We start from the raw sequence: 19,287 nt of genomic DNA, 5'->3' as shown, positions 1-19,287 counted from the left end.
TTAGGTGTGGTTTATTAGTAATAAAAAATATGCTTAGGTTACCTAACACCTAACACCTAACTCGTCAATTCTCTAAACAAACTTTCTAAGCTAGCATTCTTTTGGTTTAGCTGCAGTATTTTTAACTCGTTATCATGAGCAAAATCAAACACGTGAGAGCGCATATCTTGTGAGGTTTCAAAAGTGATTTCATAAATAAAATCGTGCGTGTTTTTTACGCTTTTTACCTTTGGTAATCTTAGTAAAAAGGCATCTTCTACTCTGTAATCAAATTCTACAATAACTACTTGTTCTTTTTCGTCTCTAAGTTCTTTTAAGGTTTTGTTGGCAACAATTTCACCTTTATTAATAATAATAACTCTGTCACACATAGCTTCTACTTCTTGCATAATATGTGTAGATAAGAAGACTGTTTTTTCTTTACCTATATTGATTATTAAGTTTCTAATGTCTACCAATTGATTTGGGTCTAAACCAGTAGTGGGTTCGTCTAAAATTAAAACATCAGGATTGTGTAAAAGCGCATTTGCTAAACCAACACGCTGTCTATACCCTTTAGATAGTTGACCTATTTTTTTATGTGCTTCAGGAGTTAATCCTGTAAGTTCTATAACCTCATTAATTCTATTTTTACCAACACCATACACTTGCGCATTAAAAGCAAGGTATTCTCTTACATACTGCTCTAAATACAAAGGGTTGTGTTCTGGTAAATAGCCAACACTTTGCTGTACTTGTTTGGTATTGTTATTTACATCATGGCCATTCACCTTTGCTTCACCTTCAGTAGCATCTAAATAGGTGGTTAGTATTTTCATCATTGTAGATTTTCCTGCACCATTAGGACCCAGAAAACCAACAACTTCTGGTTTGTTTACTTTAAAAGATATCTGGTTTAACGCTTTTTGCGTTCCGTATACTTTAGAAATGTTTGTAACTTCAATAGACATGTATAAATAGTTTCTTCAAAAATAATAGTAATTATATAATTTATTAGATTAATAACTACTAAATCTTTAAAAATTAAACCTAAAGCAAAAAAAACTATTTATACAATTTTGTTATTTCATATAATTAAGTACATTAGCCTTATTATTATAAGTATGAAAACAAATTTTACATTTTATAGCTGGTTCTATTTCTTTTTTAAGTAAAAGGCGAGACGTTATATATGTATATTAAATATAAATTAAACAACAAGTCTCGAAATATCGAGGCTTTTTTTTTATGATAAAATCTGTAGCAATTCAAGGAGTAAAAGGGTCTTTTCATCATATTGTATCTGAGCAATATTTTGGAAATCAGATGCATGTTAAAGAATGCTTGACTTTTGATGCCACTGTAGAAAATCTTTTAGCTAAAAAAGTAGATGCTGTAATTATGGCTTTAGAAAACTCTATAGCAGGATCTATAATACCAAATTATGCATTAATAGATAGTCATAATTTGCATATTGTAGGTGAGCAATATCTAGATATACAGCACAATTTAATGGCTTTACCAAATCAAGATATAGCAGATATTACAGAGGTGCATTCGCATCCTATGGCATTGTTACAATGTAAAGAGTTTTTTAAAAAATATCCGCACATTAAACTAATAGAAGATAAGGATACAGCAGAGGTTGCACAGCGTATTCATAAAAATAATTTAAAAAATGTTGGCGCTATTGCAAGTGTTTTAGCTGCAGATATTTTTGAATTAAACATTTTAGCAAAGAGTATTCAAACTATAAAGCTAAACGAAACACGCTTTGTAATTGTAAAAAGAGAAAATCATGAATTTCCAGAAAGTGAAATTAATAAAGCTTCGGTAAAGTTTGAGTTAGAACACAAAAGAGGAAGCTTAGCAACCATATTAAATGTAATGAGTGATTGTAAATTGAGTTTAACAAAAATACAATCCTTACCAAAAATTGAAACTCCTTGGAGTTATGCCTTTTTTGTTGATGTTACTTTTGATGATTATGAAGATTATAAAAAAGCAAAATCCATATTAAAAATTATGGCACAAGATTTTAAAATATTGGGCGAATACAAAAACGCAAAACTACAATGATACAAGTAGCAGACAGATTACATACAGTAGAAGAATACTATTTTTCAAGAAAATTGCGTGAAGTAAACTTGCTTAAAGCTAATGGTAAACCCATTATTAATTTAGGTATTGGTAGTCCAGATTTACAGCCACCAACCAAAGTAGTAACAGCAATATTAAATAGCATGCAAGATGCTACAGCGCATAAATACCAAAGCTATCAAGGTTTGCCAGAACTACGTGAGGCCATCACCTCTTTTTATAAAGAGCAGTTTTCGGTACATGTAAGTCCTACTACAGAGGTGTTGCCATTAATGGGAAGCAAAGAAGGTATTATGCATATTTCTATGGCTTTTTTAAATGAAGGTGATGAGGTACTTATACCAAATCCTGGTTATCCTACCTATGCTTCGGTTACTAAATTAATAGGTGCTAAACCTGTGTTTTATAATTTAGAAGAAAGCAAAGGATGGTTGCCTAATTTAAAAGAATTAGAAAAGCAAGACCTAAGCAAAGTAAAAATTATGTGGCTTAACTATCCACACATGCCAACAGGAGCTAAAGCAACCAAACAGTTGTTTAAAGAGGTTGTAGAATTTGCTAGAAAGCACAATATTTTAGTGGTAAATGACAATCCGTATAGTTTTGTTTTAAATGAAGAACCAACAAGTATTTTAAGTGTAAAAAAAGCAAAAGACGTTTGCTTAGAGCTAAACTCATTAAGTAAAACATTTAATATGTCTGGCTGGAGAGTAGGAATGGTTTTAGGAAACGCAAAACATATAGAAGCAATAATAAAAGTGAAAAGTAATATGGATTCTGGTATGTTTTATGGTATACAAAAAGGAGCCATTGAAGCTTTAAAATGTTCTTCAATGTGGTACAATAGCTTAAACAGTGTGTATAAACAAAGACGCGAATTGGTATGGAAACTAGCAGATGCTTTAAACTGTACCTATAATAAAAATGCTTCTGGATTATTTGTTTGGGCAAAATTACCACCACATTTTAAATCGGAAGAATTTATAGATATGCTGTTAAAAGAAAACCACATATTTATAGCTCCAGGAACGATTTTTGGATCACAAGGAGAAGGATATGTTAGGTTTTCATTATGTGCATCGACAGAGGAGTTAGAAGAAGCACTAGCAAGAATATAATTATGAGTGTAAAAAATATATATGTAATAGGAGTAGGATTAATAGGAGGAAGCATTGCTAGAGATGTAAAAAACTTAAATCCTAACATTAGCTTGTTTGGTGTAGATTCTAATCCAACACATTTAAAAGAAGCTTTAGAACTAAAAGTTATAGATTTTAAAGCAACATTAAAAGATGTGGCAAATGCAGATTTTGTAATACTAGCAGTTCCTGTAGATGTTTCTGTAAAATTATTGCCAGAAGTACTAGACCTTGTGTCTGATGATGCTTTGGTAATGGATGTTGGTTCTACTAAAAGCGATATTTGTAAAGTAGTAGAAAATCACGCAAAGCGAAGAAATTTTCTAGCAACACATCCTATAGCAGGAACTGAGTTTTCTGGTCCTAAAGCAGCATTATTAGGTTTGTTTAAAAACAAAACAAACATTATATGCGAAATAGAAAAAACAGCATTTAAGCTTCAAGAAAAAGCATTAACCATTTTTCAAATTATGGGCATGCGTATTCGGTACATGAATCCTGAAGCTCATGATAAACACATTGCTTACGTTTCACATTTATCACACATTAGTGCCTTTATGTTAGGGAAAACAGTAATAGATAAAGAAAATAACGAACGTGATATTTTTGATATGGCAGGAAGTGGATTTGCCTCAACAGTACGTTTGGCAAAAAGTAGTCCTGCTATGTGGACACCAATTTTTAAGCAGAATAAAGAAAATGTAATTGAAACTTTAGAAGAATATATAAGCAATCTTACACATTTTAAAGAAAAGATTCAAAAGGAAGATTTTGAAACTGTTTTTAAAGAAATGGAAAACACCAATAGAATAAAAGACATATTAAACGGAATAGAATAACACTTTACAAAACGCAAAAACTAAATACCAATTAAAAGGAAATAGCATTAATGCTTTTTGAAATTTGGAATTTTATTTTTGGAATATTTAAAATTATGGAAAACAAAAAAGAATTAAGAACATGGTTAGATGACATGAAGTTAGATCATCCACTAGTAATAGCAGGACCATGTAGTGCAGAAACAGAAGAGCAAGTTTTAAAAATTGCACATCAGTTAAAAGATACTGATGTAAATTACTTTAGAGCAGGAATATGGAAACCTAGAACAAGACCAGGAAATTTTGAAGGTGTTGGTGCTTTAGGTTTAAATTGGTTAAAAAAAGTAAAAGAAGAAACAGGTATGAAAACCTGTACAGAGGTTGCTAATGCAGCACATGTAAAATTAGCATTAGAAAATGATGTAGATTTATTATGGATTGGTGCACGATCTACTGTAAGTCCATTTATCATGCAAGAAATTGCAGATGCTTTACAAGGAACAGATAAAATTGTGCTAGTAAAAAATCCGGTAAATCCAGACTTATCTTTATGGTTAGGTGGTATTGAAAGATTATATACTGCAGGAGTTAAAAACCTAGGAGCCATACATAGAGGTTTTTCTACTTACGAAAAATCAAAATACAGAAATATTCCAGAATGGCAATTAGCTATTGAATTTCAAAACAGATTTCCAGATATTCCTTTAATTAATGATCCTTCACATATTACAGGAAAAAGAGATATGATTTTTGATGTGTCACAAACAGCATTAGATCTTAATTTTGATGGATTAATGATAGAAACACACTATGATCCAGATAACGCGTGGAGTGATGCAGCACAACAGGTAACACCAGATTCTTTAGTGCAAATAATGGAAGATTTGCGTATAAGAAAAGAAACAGATCCTGAAGCTGCATACAATCAAGAACTTAATAATTTAAGAGCTCAGATAGATGTAGTAGATAATCAAATTATTGATTTACTAGGAAAAAGAATGAAAGTAGCAGACGGTATTGGCGCTCTAAAAAAGCAAAAAAATGTTTCTGTTTTACAAAGCAAACGATGGAATGAAATTCTAGGAAAAATGGTTCTTGAAGGAGAGTCAAAAGGATTAAGTGAAGAGTTTATTTTACGTATGTTTAAAGCAATTCACCAAGAGTCTATAAATCATCAAGAAAAGATTTTAAAAGCTTAAAAATTAAAAGGCTCGCATTTGCGAGCCTTTTTTATTGTATTCCAATGGCATATTATGCATCTTTGCATTAATGAAAGGACTAGTTTACAAATCTACAGGAAGTTGGTATACCGTAAAAACAGAAAACGGTAAGACTTATGAGTGCCGAATAAAAGGAAAATTTAGGCTTAAAGGTATTAAAAGTACCAACCCAATTGCTGTTGGTGATCATGTAGATTTTGAGTTAGAAACCAAAAACGATACAGAAACAGGTGTAATTAACTATATACACGATAGAAAAAATTATATTGTTCGTAAATCGGTAAACCTTTCTAAGCAAACTCATGTTATTGCTTCAAATATAGACCAAGTGTTTTTATTGGTTACTATAAATAATCCGCCAACATTTACCTCTTTTATAGATCGCTTTTTAGTAACAGCAGAAGCTTATTCTATTAAAACCATTTTACTTTTTAATAAAATAGATGTGTATGATAAAGAAACTCTAGATGAGGTTCGCTATCTAGCTCATGTATACAGAAGTATTGGTTATGAGTGTATTGGTATATCTGCAACTACAGGTAAAAATGTAGAGAAGGTTAAAAGCATGATGCAAGACAAAGTAAGCATGTTTGCAGGACATTCTGGTGTTGGTAAATCTACACTTGTAAATGCTATTGAACCTAATTTAGACTTAAAAACAAAAGAAATTTCTACACAACATAGCCAAGGACAACACACTACTACCTTTGCAGAAATGTTTGATCTTAGCTTTAATGCTAAAATTATAGATACTCCAGGAATAAAAGGTTTCGGAATTGTAGATATGGAAAAAGAAGAAGTTAGTGACTATTTTCCAGAGTTTTTTGCGTTAAAACAAGACTGTAAATTCAATAACTGTTTACATATTGAAGAACCTAAATGTGCTATTAAAAAAGCAGTAGAAAATGACGAAATTGCCTATTCACGCTACAGAAGTTATGTAAGTATTATTGAAGGCGAAGACGAGCATTACAGAACAGATAACTATAATTAATATATTCCTACTAAGGCAAAAAACTTGCTGCCTTTTAAGTGTAGATAAATTAATAGTAAGAGAGTTTTAAATCATGAAAGCAGTTATACAAAGAGTTTCTCAAGCAAGTGTTACTATTGAAGGTAAACAAGTAGCATCTATTCAACAAGGTTTATTAATACTATTAGGTATTGTTCCAGAAGATACCCAAGAAGACATCCAATGGTTGTCTAATAAAATAGCTAACCTTCGTATTTTTAATGATGCAGATGGTGTGATGAATAATTCGCTTAAAACTAGTAATGGAGATGCTATTGTAGTTAGTCAATTTACCTTACACGCAAATACCAAAAAAGGAAACAGACCTAGTTATATTAAAGCAGCAAAACCAGATGTTGCTATTCCTTTGTATCAAGATTTTATTAGTCAAATAGAAAAAGATCTTGGTAAAGCAGTACAAACAGGAGAGTTTGGTGCAGATATGCAAGTAGCACTTTTAAATGATGGACCAGTTACTATAATAATAGATACAAAAAATAAAGCATAAAAAAAGTATAGTATTTTTTGTAAAGTATTAAAAATTAGTATTTTTAAAATCCTAAACTTAACTAAGTGATTTTAAAACAATACCTACTTGTACTTTTTTTATTTATTTCTTTTTTTGCAACACAAGCCCAAGATGAAAGTTTGTTTAATTCTACAACAGTACCACTTTCTTTAAGAGTAAATGCAAATGCTGTGGTTAGGTCAGATCTTATTCATATAGAAATTAAAGATTATGACGCAATGGTGTATACCAATAAACGTATTATAACTATTTTTAATAAAGAAGGCGATAGCAAACAAGGAGCTTACCAATACTATGATAAGAATACTAATATAAAAAATCTACAAGCAAGAATTTATAATGCACATGGTGAAGAGATAAAGAAGTTTAGAGAAAAAGATTTTTTAGATGTAAGTGCTGTTAGTGGAGGTACATTATTTTCAGATAACCGAGTGAAGTATTTAAACTACACACCAACAAGTTATCCATATACCATGATGTTTGATGTAGAAGTGGTTTATAAATCAACAGCGTATATACCTAGTTGGAGACCAATTGAAGGTTTTTATACAAGTACAGAAAATGCAGAATATAAAATTACAAATGCATCTACTTCAAAAGTAAAAGTACAAACCTTAAATTTTGAAAACTACAACATTGAGAAAAAAAGCGATTATAACTATGTCGCCAAAAACTTAAAACCCATTAAAAGTGAATTGTACAGTCCTTCATTTAAAACCTATGCTCCATACTTAAATGCAGCATTAACAGATTTTAATATGGAAGGAGTTCGTGGTGTAAATAACAATTGGCAAGACTTTGGTAAATGGATGTATGATGCGTTAATTACAGGAACCGAAGAATTACCAGAAAGCATAAAACAAGAAATAAAAGAAAAAACAGCATTAGCAACCACAAACAGAGAAAAAGCTAAAATAGTATACCAATATGTGCAAAATAAAACACGCTATATTAGTGTGCAAGTAGGTATTGGTGGATGGAAACCAATGCTAGCAGAAGAAGTAGACAGGTTAGGTTATGGAGATTGTAAAGCACTAACAAACTACACAAAATCATTGTTGGCAGAGGTAGGAGTAGATTCGTATTATACAGTAGTTTATGGTGATGATGATATTGTAGATATAGACAAAGGTTTTTCTTCTTTACAAGGTAATCATGCCATATTAAGCATACCAGAAGATAACGATTATCTTTGGTTAGAATGTACCAGCCAAACTAGTCCCTTTGCGTATAATGCCAATTTTACAGATGATAGAGATGTGCTATTGGTAACACCTGAAGGAGGGAAAATTGTACATACCAAAGTATATCCAGCCGAAGAGAATAGAACAGAAACCAGCGCAAGTATACAGCTAGAAGATAGCGGAAATATTACAGCACAGGTGAAAATTGTTTCTAAAGGAACAAGATATTCTAATCATTATTTTTTAGAAAACGAATTAGAAAAAGATCAAAAATTATACTACAAAGACTATTTTAATACAATTAATAATTTAGAAATTAACGCTATTACTTTTAACAATAACGCAGAAGATATTGTTTTTACAGAAGAGTTAGATGTTCAAGCAATAAAATATGCTTCTAAAGTAGGACAGCGAATTTTATTAAAACCCAATGTTTTCTTTGAAGAAGAATACGTGCCTCCACGTTATAAAAAAAGAAATTTACCTTTTCAAATTAACAGAGGAAAAGTAAATACAAACACCTTTAAAATTACAATACCAGAAACATTACAAGTAGAAGCATTGCAAGATACAGTTACAATAACCAATAAATTTGGATCGTATCATTATGCCATCACACAAAAAGATGCAAATACCTTACTGTTTCAAAGAGAATTAAAAATAAATAAGGGAAACTACAGTAAAGAAGAATATAAAGAATTCAGAGATTTTTTATTACAAATAGCAAAACACGATACATCTAAAATAGTATTAAAAACCAATATTTAAATATGAAAATAAAAGTACTAATAATTACCCTTTTAATAGCACAATTTACCTTTTCTCAAGACTTTAGGTTTGGTAAAGTTAGTAAAGCAGAACTAGAAGAAACACAACATGCAATAGAGCCAGAAGCTAATGCTGCTGTATTGTATAAAGAACATCGAATTTATTTTGAATATGTTCAAGGTACTGGTTTTGTTCAAAATGTAGAGGTGCATGAAAGAATAAAAATATACAATAAAGATGGATATGATTATGCAACTAAAAATATACGGTTATACAACGCATCCAATAAATATAAAGATAAATTAGTGGGCTTAAAAGCATATACCTATACCTTAGAAAATGGTAAAATAGAAGATGCCAAACTTAAAAATGATGGTATTTTTGAGGAAGAAAACAACAAATACTGGAAGACCACAAAATTTACCATGCCAAATATTAAGGATGGTTGTGTTGTAGAATATAAATATACTATAAAATCAGAATCTATAAATATTGATGATATTGCGTTTCAAAAAACAATACCAATTAATAAGTATTATTTTAAAGTAGCAACACCAGAATATTTTGGCTATAAAGCATTAATAAATCCTAAGGCAGTGTATTATCCAAAACTTGATAGATCTTATGAGCAATCTAAAATTACGCTTGGTGGATTTGATAGATATTCAACAGGAACAAAAGGTTCTAAGTACAATTCGTCTGCAGTAGACTATCAAAAGAATATTATTATCGCAGACTTAACCAATATTCCGGCTTTAAAAGACGAAGTGTATGTTGATAATTTAAATAATTACCAAGCAAAATTAACTTTAGAACTAGAGTATATTAAATACCCTAATGAGACTGCTAATGATTTTACAACCTCTTGGGATAAGGTAACAAAAACTATTTATAGTAATGATGATTTTGGAGGTCAGTTAAATAAAAAAGGATATTTTAAAAAAGACCTAGATGCTTTGCTTGCAGGAGTAACAAGCCCAATGGAAAAAGCTGCAACCATTTACAACTTTGTTAAAACTAAAGTAAAATCAAATGGTTTAATAGGTTATTATACAGACCTTGGTGTGTCTAAAGCATATAAAGAAGGTGCTGGTAATGTAGCAGACATTAACTTAATGCTAGTTGCTATGTTAAGATATAGTGGCTTAAACGCAAACCCTGTTCTTATAAGTACTAGAAGTAACGGAATACCTTATACACCAACTATGGATGGTTTTAATTATGTAATTGCAGCTATAGAATTTCAAGAAGGAACAGTCTTGCTAGATGCTTCAAATTTGTATGCAACAGCAAATGTATTGCCTGTAAACATACTAAACTGGAAAGGTAGAATTGTTAGAGAAGATGACAGCTCAGCGTGGTTAAGCCTACAACCAAGTCAAAATTCTAAACAAATAAACTACCTAAATGCTACTATTAATGAAGACTTTTCTGTTTCTGGTAAAGTAAGACAGCAATTAACCAATCATTTTGCGCTGTCACATAGAGAAGATTTTAACACGTATAGTGATGAGCAATATGTTTTATCTATTGAAGAAGGAAAAGGAGATATTGAAGTAAGCAATGTAGATGTAAAGTCTAAAAACGAAATAAGTAAACCAATTCTTATTTCTTATGAATATAACTTACAAAACGGAATAGAAGAAATAGCAGATAAACTATACTTCTCTTCGTTGTTATTTTTAGCTCCAGAAGAAAACGTGTTTAAACAAGAAACTAGAGAGTATCCTATAGATTTTACCTATCCTGTTTCCGAAAAAAATGTAATTAATATTAAAATTCCTCAAGGGTATCAAGTAGAGTCTTTGCCAGAAAGTGTAAAAATTCAATTTAATGTTAATGATGGTGGTTTTACTTATTTGGTAAAACAAACCAATGATTTATTACAGATTACTACAAACTTAGATATTAATAAAACACTCATTATGCCTCAGGAGTATGTAGAGTTCAAGAAGTTTTTTGATTTAGTAGTTAAAAAACAAACCGAACAAATAGTACTTAAAAAGGTGTAAATGGCTTCTGTTTTTGGTCATGGTTTCGTTGCCTATACAACAGCAAAAGTAATAGACTCTAAAACCAGTAAATTACTTTTGCTTTTGGCAATAGCCTCTGCAATGCTTCCAGATATAGATGTGTTGGTATTTAAATTTGGAGTGCCTTATACGCATCCTTTTGGGCATAGAGGTTTTACGCATTCTATTTTATTTGCAGTATTATGGAGTGTTTTACTTGCTTTTGTATTTGGTAAAAACCGAAAACAGATTTTCTTTATTGTTATATTTCTTTCCACGCTTTCTCACGCACTTTTAGATGCCTTAACCACAGGAGGAAAAGGTGTTGGTTTTTTTATTCCTTTTATAAATGAAAGATATTTTTTTCCGCTAAAAATTATTAAAGTATCACCAATTGGTGTGAAACAATTTTTTTCAGAATGGGGAATGCAAGTAATTATTAGCGAATTAATCTATATCGCTATTCCTTGCAGTATTATTTTAATAACTTTGTCTATTGCAAAAAAGAAAAAAGCATGGACATAAAAAACGCACAATTAGAAGTAGATAATTGGATTAAAAATCACGGAGTTCGTTATTTTAATGAACTTACCAATATGGCGCAGCTAACAGAAGAAGTTGGTGAAGTAGCACGTATAATTGCAAGACGTTATGGCGAGCAAAGTGAAAAAGAAAGCGATAAAAATAAAGACCTTGGTGAAGAGTTAGCAGATGTTATGTTTGTAGTATTATGTTTAGCAAACCAAACAGGAATTAATTTACAAGAAGCTTTTGATAAAAAGCTAGACATAAAAACAAAACGCGATCACGATCGTCACCACAATAACGAGAAATTAAAATAATCAAAAATTAAAATAATTCCTTTATTTCTTTCCCTTTGGGAGAGATGTCCAAAGGACAGAATGGACTTATGAACATACACCTTCAAAAATCAATCCTTGCTAAGCAATCTGCTATACAAATAACAGGTTCTAAAAGTGAATCTAATAGACTATTGTTATTACAAGCGCTGTTTCCTAATTTACAATTAGAAAACGTATCTAATTCAGACGATTCTAAAGTAATGCAAAAAGCATTAACTTCTCTAGAAAATGTAATAGACATTCATCACGCAGGAACAGCAATGCGTTTTTTAACAGCCTATTTTTCTATTCAAAACAATAGAGAAGTAATACTTACAGGTTCTTCAAGAATGCAAGAAAGACCAATTGCTATTTTGGTGGAAGCTTTAACCCAATTAGGTGTAGAAATTAGTTATGAAGAAGAAGTTGGTTATCCTCCAATAAAAATAAAAGGAAAACAAATAACTAAAAATAAAGTCACGTTAAAGGCAAACGTAAGTAGTCAATATATTTCGGCTTTATTGCTAATAGCACCAAAATTAGAAAACGGTTTAGAGCTTACCTTAGATGGTGAAATAACATCAATTCCGTATATAAACATGACCTTGGCTTTGCTAAATGAAATTGGTGTAGAAACAAGTTTTAAAAACAATGTAATTACAGTAAAACCTAAGGCTAGCATACAAGCAAATAAAGGTTTAATAGAGTCAGACTGGTCTTCTGCGTCTTACTATTATAGTATTATTGCAATGAGTCCTGTTGGCACCCAAACTACACTAGCATCTTATAAAGAAAACTCTTTGCAAGGAGATGCATCTTTAGCTGAAATTTATAAACAGTTTGGTGTAGAAACAACGTTTAAAGACAATAAAATAACCCTTCAAAAGTCGGCAGATATTAATGCGCAAACCGTAATTTCTTTAGATCTTAAAAACTCTCCAGATATTGCACAAACTATTGCAGTAACGTGTTTTGGTTTAGGGATTGCATGCGATTTAAAAGGACTACATACCTTAAAAATTAAAGAAACAGATAGGTTAGTGGCTTTAAAAACCGAAATTGAAAAATTAGGAGGAGCAGTAAGTATTACAGATAAAACCCTAGAATTACAAGTTGCAAATAGCATTAATAAAGATATAAAAATAGCAACCTATCAAGACCATAGAATGGCAATGGCATTTGCGCCATTAGCCTTAAAAACATCTATAATTATTGAAGAAGCAGATGTGGTTTCAAAATCGTATCCAACATTTTGGAAAGACCTAAAAGCAATTGGTTTTAAATTTTCCGAATAATAATTAGCTATTTACTTGACAACCCCTACTTTGAGATTGTATATTTGTATTCTTGTAAAATACATTACAAAATCTAATACTACTACATGCAGAATTATAAAATGAAGTTGTCACACTTCCAATTTGAACTTCCAGAAGAGTTATTAGCAGAGCATCCAGCAGAAAACAGAGATGAGTCTCGCTTAATGGTTTTAAACAGAGAGAAACAAACTATTGAACATAAAATGTTCAAAGATCTTATTGATTATTTTGAAGAAGATGACGTATTAATACTTAATAATACTAAAGTTTTTCCTGCTCGTTTATATGGTAATAAAGAAAAAACAGGAGCACGTATTGAAGTATTTTTATTAAGAGAACTTAATGAAGAGCAACGCCTTTGGGACGTACTTGTAGATCCAGCACGTAAAATACGTATTGGTAATAAATTATACTTTGGTGATGATGAAACCTTAGTAGCAGAAGTAATTGATAATACAACCTCTAGAGGTAGAACTTTACGTTTTCTTTATGATGGTTCTTACCAAGAATTTAGAAGAAAACTTACAGAACTTGGTGAAACACCATTACCAAAATACATAAAAAGAGAAGTAACACCAGAAGATGAAGACCGTTACCAAACCATTTTTGCAAAAAATGAAGGAGCAGTAGCAGCACCAACAGCAGGTTTACACTTTTCAAAACACCTTTTAAAACGTTTAGAAATAAAAGGAGTAGATATAGCAGAAGTAACACTACACGTTGGTTTAGGTACTTTTAACCCAGTTGAGGTAGAAGATTTATCTAAACACAAAATGGATAGCGAAGAAGTAACTATTGATGCAAAAGCAGCAGAAATAATAAACAATGCTAAAAAGAACAAAAAACGTATTTGTGCTGTAGGTACAACTGCAATGCGTGCTATAGAAAGTTCTGTTTCATCAAGTGGCACTCTAAATGAGTTTGATGGTTGGACCAACAAATTCATCTTTCCACCTTATGATTTTAGTATTGCTAACTGTATGATTACAAACTTTCATACACCAAAATCAACCCTTTTAATGATGGCATCAGCCTTTGCAGGACATGATTTTATACTAAAAGCATACCAAGAAGCAATAAAAGAAAAATACAATTTCTACAGTTATGGTGACGCCATGCTAATCATATAATAAAAATAACACCTATATAAAGCCTCTTTTTTTAGAGGCTTTTTTTATGGCATTCCCTTTTGCTAAAAGCTTCCAGGTTTTTATAAATAAACCTTTCAGAATAGCAAAACGTCGCGCTTTCACTACTCGCTCTCTGCGAGGAGCTCAAACAGACCGTTCAATCGCTAATGCGCTTTCCCATGGCAAGTGCGCAACTTCTAAACTAGTAATATGCATCTAAATTCGTAAATCGTAATTCGTTTCACTACTTTTGCAAAGCTATGGCAACAACAAAAAAAGATATTAGAGCATTAAACAAAGAACAACTAAGAGAATTCTTTGTAAAACAAGGCGATAAAGCATTTCGTGGTAACCAAGTATATGAGTGGTTATGGAGTAAGTCTGCACATACTTTTGAAGACATGACCAACCTCTCTAAAGAAACCAGACAAATGCTAGAAGATAACTTTGTTATCAATCACATACGTGTAGATACCATGCAAAAAAGTAACGATGGTACCATAAAAAATGCTGTGCGTTTACATGATGGTTTAATTGTAGAATCGGTTTTAATTCCAACAAAAACAAGAACTACAGCATGTGTTTCTAGTCAAGTAGGTTGTAGTTTAGACTGTAGATTTTGTGCAACAGCACGATTAAAGCGTATGCGTAATCTAAATCCAGATGAAATCTACGATCAAGTAGTTGCTATAGATAAAGAAAGTAGGTTATACCATAACAAGCCATTAAGTAATATTGTTTTTATGGGTATGGGAGAACCACTCATGAACTATAACAATGTACTAAAAGCTATAGATAAAATTACATCACCAGAAGGATTAGGTATGTCGCCAAGACGTATTGTAGTTTCTACTTCTGGAGTGCCAAAAATGATTAAAAAAATGGCAGATGATGAGGTGAAGTTTAAACTAGCAGTTTCTTTACACTCTGCAATAGACGAAGTGCGTACATCTATTATGCCATTTAACGCTACTTTTCCTTTAAAAGATTTACGCGAAGCTTTAGTGTATTGGTACGAAAAAACCAAAAACCGAATTACCTATGAGTATGTAGTTTGGCGAGGCATTAATGATACCAAAGAAGCAGCAGAAGCTTTGGTGCAGTTCTGTAAATTTGCACCAAGTAAAGTAAATTTAATAGAATACAACCCGATTGATGATGGTGAGTTTCAGCAAGCAGATAGTGCTGCAACAGATATGTATGTGTCTATTTTAGAAAAAAACAATATTACTGTAACAGTAAGGCGTTCTAGAGGTAAAGATATTGATGCTGCTTGTGGGCAACTAGCAAATAAAAAATAATAAAAAAGGCTTTCATTTAATGAAAGCCTTTTTTTATTTATAATCTTAGCTTTTTATAAAACTATCTTCTTACGTATTACAGCTTTAGTAAAAGTATCTGTAAGTTCTACAATATAAATACCATTAGATAAAGAATTTGCTTCAATAACATACGTGTTGTCATTTATAGAACCTTGCATTACCGCTTTTCCAGATATATCTAAAAGTTTATAGTCTGTGTTTTCTGGTAAATTGTAAAGTGCAACTGTTTTATTTAAACTTATAATTTTAACCTCATTGATGGCATAATCATTAACACTTAATAGTGTTTGTCCTGCTTCAATTGGTTCGCCTGCAACAGAGTTGTATGCGTAATCTTTAATAGTCATGGTTAAAGGGTTTGTTGCAACTTGAACTCTTGCCCAACCATAGTGAGTATCTGTTCCAATAGCAAAATGAAAACCTAAATAACCATCATTACCATCACAAAATTGGCTATTTGGGTATGCACAACTATTCCAGTTCATGTCTCCTCTAGCATAAGATGCCATAAGGTTATTTCCAGAGCTAATTATAGCTCCTGCGTTTAAGTTATATGGATATTGATATCCAAAAGAAGAAGATCCTACAATTCTATTCGAGTTATAGTAGCTACTAGTAATAGGAAAAAGAAATGCAGCAGGATTTGCAGCAGGATTACCAAAAGAATCGTTTGGTTGTACTCTTAATAAATAATCACCAGACGTTTCATTATTTAGATCCAGAGTGTATGCAGGGTTAACTCCATCAATAGTTACATCAGCTATATCTGTGTAAATAATCTGCCCATTAGCATCTGCTACACCTGCTATAGCAGCTGTTAAAGCACCATATTGAGCTAAACGTTTCGATAGGTTTTTAGAAGTAGTTAAAGTAGTTTTTTTCATAGTGGAATGAATTAAATATTTGTAAATCAAAAGTTTGTGAAAGTACAAGGTAATAAATTTCTATTGTAAGAAAAAAAATGTATATGTTAAATGTTTTATAATCTTGTTTTTTTATCAATCTTATAATTTTGTAGGATTTTTATTAATAATTATGAAATAATAAGTTTCTGAAATCTGAAAATTAGGATATATATATTATGTTTTGTTTTTTTATACAAAATCATTAGTTATGTCTTTAAATAAGAAAAAATCGGAAAACCTTGCCGAGTTTAAAATACCTAAAGAAGGATCTTTAGGGCTTTTAGCATTTGGGGATATAGGATTGCGAGAATGGAGAAAAGTAAAAAGTAAAATGAATAAAAATAACGAGAATTCTAATGGCCAAAAATAAAGTGTTGTTAATAGGTTGGGATGCCGCAGATTGGGATGTTATTTGGCCCTTAATAGCCAAAGGAGAAATGCCAGCTCTAAAAAAACTAATGGATAAAGGGGTTTATGGTAACATGAGCACCATGAATCCGCCGTACTCTCCAATGCTTTGGTCTTCGGTTGCTACAGGTAAAACACCAGATAAACATGGTGTTTTAGGTTTTATAGAGTTAATGCCAAATATGAAAGGTGTTCGCCCTGTAACTACAAATTCTAGAAAAGTTAAAGCTTTATGGAATATTTTACATCATAAAGGCTACAAAAGTAACTTAGTGGGTTGGTGGCCAAGTTTTCCAGCAGAACCTATTAATGGTGTAATTATTTCCGATAAATTTCAAAAAGTAAATAAAAATCCTAAGCAGAAAAGCCCTATAGTAAAAGGAACTGTTCATCCAGAATCGTTAAGTAAAGAAATAGAGGATCTACGCATATTTCCTTATGAAATTACAGAAGCGCATATTCTACCTTGTATACCAAATGCAGCAAAAATAGATCAAAAAAAAGATAAAGGTTTAGGAGCTTTTGCTAAAATTCTAGCAGAAAACTCTAGTGTTCATGCAGCAGCTACTAATGTAATGCGTACTACAGAATGGGATTTTATGGCTGTGTATTACGATTTAATAGATCATTTTTGCCATTCTTTTATGAAATATCATCCACCAAAGTTGCAAGGTGTATCTCAAGAAGCATATGATATTTATAAGGATGCCGTTGTTAGTGCCTATAAAATTCAAGACATGATGTTAGAGCGTACTATGGAATTAGTAGATGATGATACCACTATTATTGTCATGTCAGATCATGGTTTTGAGTCTGGTCATAAACGTATTTTAAAAATGCCTAAATATCCAGCAGCTCCAGCTTTAGAGCATCGACAATTCGGTATGTTTGTAGCTGCAGGTCCTAACATTAAACAAAACGAAAAAGTCTTTGGTCTAGGATTAATAGATATTGCACCAACCATTTTACATATGTTTGACTTACCTATAGGAAAAGATATGGATGGTAAAGTAGCTTTAGATATATTTAAAGAACCTACAAAGCCAAAGTATATTGATAGTTGGGAAAATGTGGAAGGTGATTTTGCGCAAATAGAGGGAACTGGAGATACAGATTCTTTAAATGATCAAGAAACGATGCAACAATTGGTAGATCTAGGTTATATTGACAAGCCAGATGAAAGAATTGAAACAGCAATACTAAAAACAAAATGTGATTTAAAACATAATTTAGCTAGAGTGTTTCTAGGTAAAAAAGATTTTGAAAAAGCAACAGAAATTCTACTAGAATTAATTAATGAACCTTACCCTGTATATCAAGAAAGTGATTTAAAAGGAAAAACACCAGAACAGATTAAAAAATCAGGAATCCAAATAGGTAAATCTATAATTGATTTAATTCCATTCTATATCGATTTGCTGTCTACTTCTTTGATTAGAAATAAGTTAGATGATGCTGAGGTTTATTTAAATGAGTTACGTGCCTTAGATACAAATTTTGAAATAAATACGTATTTTTCTGAAGCAAAAATATTAGTAGGTAAAGGAAATGTTCATGCAGGTCTAGAAGTTTTAAAAAAAGCAAAAGAGAACAAGCCTAATGCAGAAGTTTTATATCAAATAGGTAAAATTCACATGCAATTAAATCAAATAGAGGAAGCTAAAGAATCTTTTGAAACTGCATTAGATTTAGAGATAGATAAAGCTAAATACCATCAGGCTTTAGCAGCTGTTTTAATTCGTTTAAATGATTATGAAGAAGCGGCAGAACATGCATTAACAGCAATAGAATTGGTGAAGTATTATCCAGAAGCACATTATGTTTTAGGAGAAGCTCTAGAAAAATTAGGCGATTTAGATAATGCAAAAATAGCTTATGAAACTGCTGCAAAATTAAAACCTGTAGAACATAAAAGAGCAGAAAAAGCGCTTGAGAATATAGAAGAAAAACGTAATGTATCTATAGATTTAACAGATAAAGCAGCGTATAAATATAGAGATAATCAAATAGTAATTGTTTCTGGTTTACCGCGTTCTGGTACTTCTGTTATGATGCAAATGCTTCATGATGGAGGTGTTGAGGTATTAACAGATGGCAATAGAAAATCAGATGATTCTAACCCTAAAGGTTATTTTGAGTATGACCCAGTAATGTCTATACATAAAGACAACACTTGGTTAGATAAAGCGCAAAATAAAACCGTAAAAGTGGTAGCGCCTTTATTAAAGTTTCTAGACCCTAAATATAGATACAAGGTTATTTTTATGAATCGTGATTTAACAGAAGTGGTGAAATCGCAACAAAAAATGATTGGTAAAAATCCAGATGTATTGCCTGTTTCACTATTTGATGCTTACCATAAGCACTTAAATCAAGTAGAAACTTGGAAAGATAGTGAACCAAGTGTAGAGCTTATTTATGTAGATTATAAGGATGTTCTTTTTAATACTCCTGAAGTTTTAGAAAAAGTAACTTCTTTTATTGGTGTAGATTTAGATACAAAAGAAATGGCAAAATGTGTAGATCCTGCCTTATACAGAAACAAAGCCTGATTTGTTTCTTCTATAATAGTATTTTACATGCTTTTTTAGTAGGTTTGTCAG

General features: G+C 31.3%; 17 protein-coding genes. 15 read left to right on the top strand and 2 right to left on the bottom strand.

Annotated elements, in window-relative coordinates; genetic code table 11:
- Positions 1-56: 56 nt before the first annotated feature.
- The gene (gene gldA / locus ACFSSB_RS08685; protein WP_379903233.1) at positions 57-950 is read right to left on the bottom strand and encodes a gliding motility-associated ABC transporter ATP-binding subunit GldA; all 894 of its coding nucleotides are present in this window, start codon (positions 948-950) and stop codon (positions 57-59) included.
- A 277-nt stretch (positions 951-1,227) separates the two neighbouring features.
- Here gldA and ACFSSB_RS08680 point away from each other — a divergent pair, with 277 nt between their 5' ends.
- The 13 genes from ACFSSB_RS08680 (at position 1,228) to rlmN (ending at position 15,350) form a co-directional block, all read left to right on the top strand.
- Positions 1,228-2,058, top strand: a complete 831-nt coding sequence (locus ACFSSB_RS08680) for a prephenate dehydratase (protein WP_379903231.1) — start codon at positions 1,228-1,230, stop codon at positions 2,056-2,058.
- Positions 2,055-3,197, top strand: a complete 1,143-nt coding sequence (locus ACFSSB_RS08675) for a pyridoxal phosphate-dependent aminotransferase (protein ID WP_379903229.1) — start codon at positions 2,055-2,057, stop codon at positions 3,195-3,197. The genes ACFSSB_RS08680 and ACFSSB_RS08675 overlap by 4 nt, the downstream gene beginning before the upstream one ends.
- A gap of 2 nt (positions 3,198-3,199) precedes the next feature.
- The gene (locus ACFSSB_RS08670) at positions 3,200-4,057 is read left to right on the top strand and encodes a prephenate dehydrogenase (protein WP_379903227.1); all 858 of its coding nucleotides are present in this window, start codon (positions 3,200-3,202) and stop codon (positions 4,055-4,057) included.
- A 95-nt stretch (positions 4,058-4,152) separates the two neighbouring features.
- Positions 4,153-5,235: a chorismate mutase gene (locus tag ACFSSB_RS08665; RefSeq protein ID WP_379903225.1), complete on the top strand. Its 1,083-nt coding sequence runs from the start codon at positions 4,153-4,155 to the stop codon at positions 5,233-5,235.
- Positions 5,236-5,305: 70 nt separating this feature from the next.
- Positions 5,306-6,250: a ribosome small subunit-dependent GTPase A gene (gene rsgA / locus ACFSSB_RS08660; RefSeq protein WP_379903223.1), complete on the top strand. Its 945-nt coding sequence runs from the start codon at positions 5,306-5,308 to the stop codon at positions 6,248-6,250.
- A 73-nt stretch (positions 6,251-6,323) separates the two neighbouring features.
- Positions 6,324-6,776: a D-aminoacyl-tRNA deacylase gene (dtd, locus tag ACFSSB_RS08655; RefSeq protein WP_379903221.1), complete on the top strand. Its 453-nt coding sequence runs from the start codon at positions 6,324-6,326 to the stop codon at positions 6,774-6,776.
- Between the two features lie 65 nt (positions 6,777-6,841).
- A complete protein-coding gene (locus ACFSSB_RS08650; protein WP_379903219.1) occupies positions 6,842-8,749 on the top strand; it encodes a DUF3857 domain-containing protein in 1,908 nt (635 codons plus the stop codon).
- A gap of 2 nt (positions 8,750-8,751) precedes the next feature.
- Positions 8,752-10,761, top strand: coding sequence for a DUF3858 domain-containing protein (locus ACFSSB_RS08645; RefSeq protein WP_379903217.1), 2,010 nt, complete (start codon positions 8,752-8,754; stop codon positions 10,759-10,761).
- On the top strand, positions 10,762-11,286 hold the full coding sequence (locus tag ACFSSB_RS08640; RefSeq protein ID WP_379903215.1) for a metal-dependent hydrolase: 525 nt from the start codon (positions 10,762-10,764) through the stop codon (positions 11,284-11,286).
- On the top strand, positions 11,277-11,603 hold the full coding sequence (locus tag ACFSSB_RS08635) for a nucleotide pyrophosphohydrolase (protein WP_379903213.1): 327 nt from the start codon (positions 11,277-11,279) through the stop codon (positions 11,601-11,603). Before ACFSSB_RS08640 ends, ACFSSB_RS08635 begins: the two co-directional genes overlap by 10 nt.
- Positions 11,604-11,671: 68 nt before the next feature.
- Entirely contained in the window at positions 11,672-12,898 is a 1,227-nt protein-coding gene (locus ACFSSB_RS08630; RefSeq protein ID WP_379903211.1) for a 3-phosphoshikimate 1-carboxyvinyltransferase, read from the top strand.
- A gap of 101 nt (positions 12,899-12,999) precedes the next feature.
- Entirely contained in the window at positions 13,000-14,049 is a 1,050-nt protein-coding gene (queA, locus tag ACFSSB_RS08625; protein ID WP_379903209.1) for a tRNA preQ1(34) S-adenosylmethionine ribosyltransferase-isomerase QueA, read from the top strand.
- A 260-nt stretch (positions 14,050-14,309) separates the two neighbouring features.
- Positions 14,310-15,350, top strand: coding sequence for a 23S rRNA (adenine(2503)-C(2))-methyltransferase RlmN (gene rlmN / locus ACFSSB_RS08620; RefSeq protein WP_379903207.1), 1,041 nt, complete (start codon positions 14,310-14,312; stop codon positions 15,348-15,350).
- A gap of 53 nt (positions 15,351-15,403) precedes the next feature.
- Here the strand turns inward: rlmN and ACFSSB_RS08615 are convergent, their stop codons facing one another.
- On the bottom strand, positions 15,404-16,255 hold the full coding sequence (locus ACFSSB_RS08615) for a T9SS type A sorting domain-containing protein (protein ID WP_379903204.1): 852 nt from the start codon (positions 16,253-16,255) through the stop codon (positions 15,404-15,406).
- A 229-nt stretch (positions 16,256-16,484) separates the two neighbouring features.
- Between ACFSSB_RS08615 and ACFSSB_RS08610 the strand changes: the two genes are divergently transcribed.
- Entirely contained in the window at positions 16,485-16,646 is a 162-nt protein-coding gene (locus ACFSSB_RS08610) for a hypothetical protein (RefSeq protein ID WP_379903202.1), read from the top strand.
- Entirely contained in the window at positions 16,633-19,236 is a 2,604-nt protein-coding gene (locus ACFSSB_RS08605; protein ID WP_379903199.1) for an alkaline phosphatase family protein, read from the top strand. Before ACFSSB_RS08610 ends, ACFSSB_RS08605 begins: the two co-directional genes overlap by 14 nt.
- Positions 19,237-19,287 lie beyond the last annotated feature (51 nt).

This window comes from Lacinutrix gracilariae, assembly GCF_042684485.1.
Taxonomy (GTDB): Bacteria; Bacteroidota; Bacteroidia; order Flavobacteriales; family Flavobacteriaceae; genus Oceanihabitans; species Oceanihabitans gracilariae.
Note: the sequence above shows the minus strand (reverse complement) of the source record. Positions and strands in the feature narration are given on the sequence as shown.

Bases quoted from the DNA above. Each gene is read 5' to 3' on its own strand.
- gldA (WP_379903233.1), bottom strand. From the start codon at position 950: ATGTCTATTGAAGTTACAAACATTTCTAAAGTATACGGAACGCAAAAA.
- ACFSSB_RS08680 (WP_379903231.1), top strand. From the start codon at position 1,228: ATGATAAAATCTGTAGCAATTCAAGGAGTAAAAGGGTCTTTTCATCAT.
- ACFSSB_RS08675 (WP_379903229.1), top strand. From the start codon at position 2,055: ATGATACAAGTAGCAGACAGATTACATACAGTAGAAGAATACTATTTT.
- ACFSSB_RS08670 (WP_379903227.1), top strand. From the start codon at position 3,200: ATGAGTGTAAAAAATATATATGTAATAGGAGTAGGATTAATAGGAGGA.
- ACFSSB_RS08665 (WP_379903225.1), top strand. From the start codon at position 4,153: ATGGAAAACAAAAAAGAATTAAGAACATGGTTAGATGACATGAAGTTA.
- rsgA (WP_379903223.1), top strand. From the start codon at position 5,306: ATGAAAGGACTAGTTTACAAATCTACAGGAAGTTGGTATACCGTAAAA.
- dtd (WP_379903221.1), top strand. From the start codon at position 6,324: ATGAAAGCAGTTATACAAAGAGTTTCTCAAGCAAGTGTTACTATTGAA.
- ACFSSB_RS08645 (WP_379903217.1), top strand. From the start codon at position 8,752: ATGAAAATAAAAGTACTAATAATTACCCTTTTAATAGCACAATTTACC.
- ACFSSB_RS08640 (WP_379903215.1), top strand. From the start codon at position 10,762: ATGGCTTCTGTTTTTGGTCATGGTTTCGTTGCCTATACAACAGCAAAA.
- ACFSSB_RS08635 (WP_379903213.1), top strand. From the start codon at position 11,277: ATGGACATAAAAAACGCACAATTAGAAGTAGATAATTGGATTAAAAAT.
- ACFSSB_RS08630 (WP_379903211.1), top strand. From the start codon at position 11,672: ATGAACATACACCTTCAAAAATCAATCCTTGCTAAGCAATCTGCTATA.
- queA (WP_379903209.1), top strand. From the start codon at position 13,000: ATGAAGTTGTCACACTTCCAATTTGAACTTCCAGAAGAGTTATTAGCA.
- rlmN (WP_379903207.1), top strand. From the start codon at position 14,310: ATGGCAACAACAAAAAAAGATATTAGAGCATTAAACAAAGAACAACTA.
- ACFSSB_RS08615 (WP_379903204.1), bottom strand. From the start codon at position 16,255: ATGAAAAAAACTACTTTAACTACTTCTAAAAACCTATCGAAACGTTTA.
- ACFSSB_RS08610 (WP_379903202.1), top strand. From the start codon at position 16,485: ATGTCTTTAAATAAGAAAAAATCGGAAAACCTTGCCGAGTTTAAAATA.
- ACFSSB_RS08605 (WP_379903199.1), top strand. From the start codon at position 16,633: ATGGCCAAAAATAAAGTGTTGTTAATAGGTTGGGATGCCGCAGATTGG.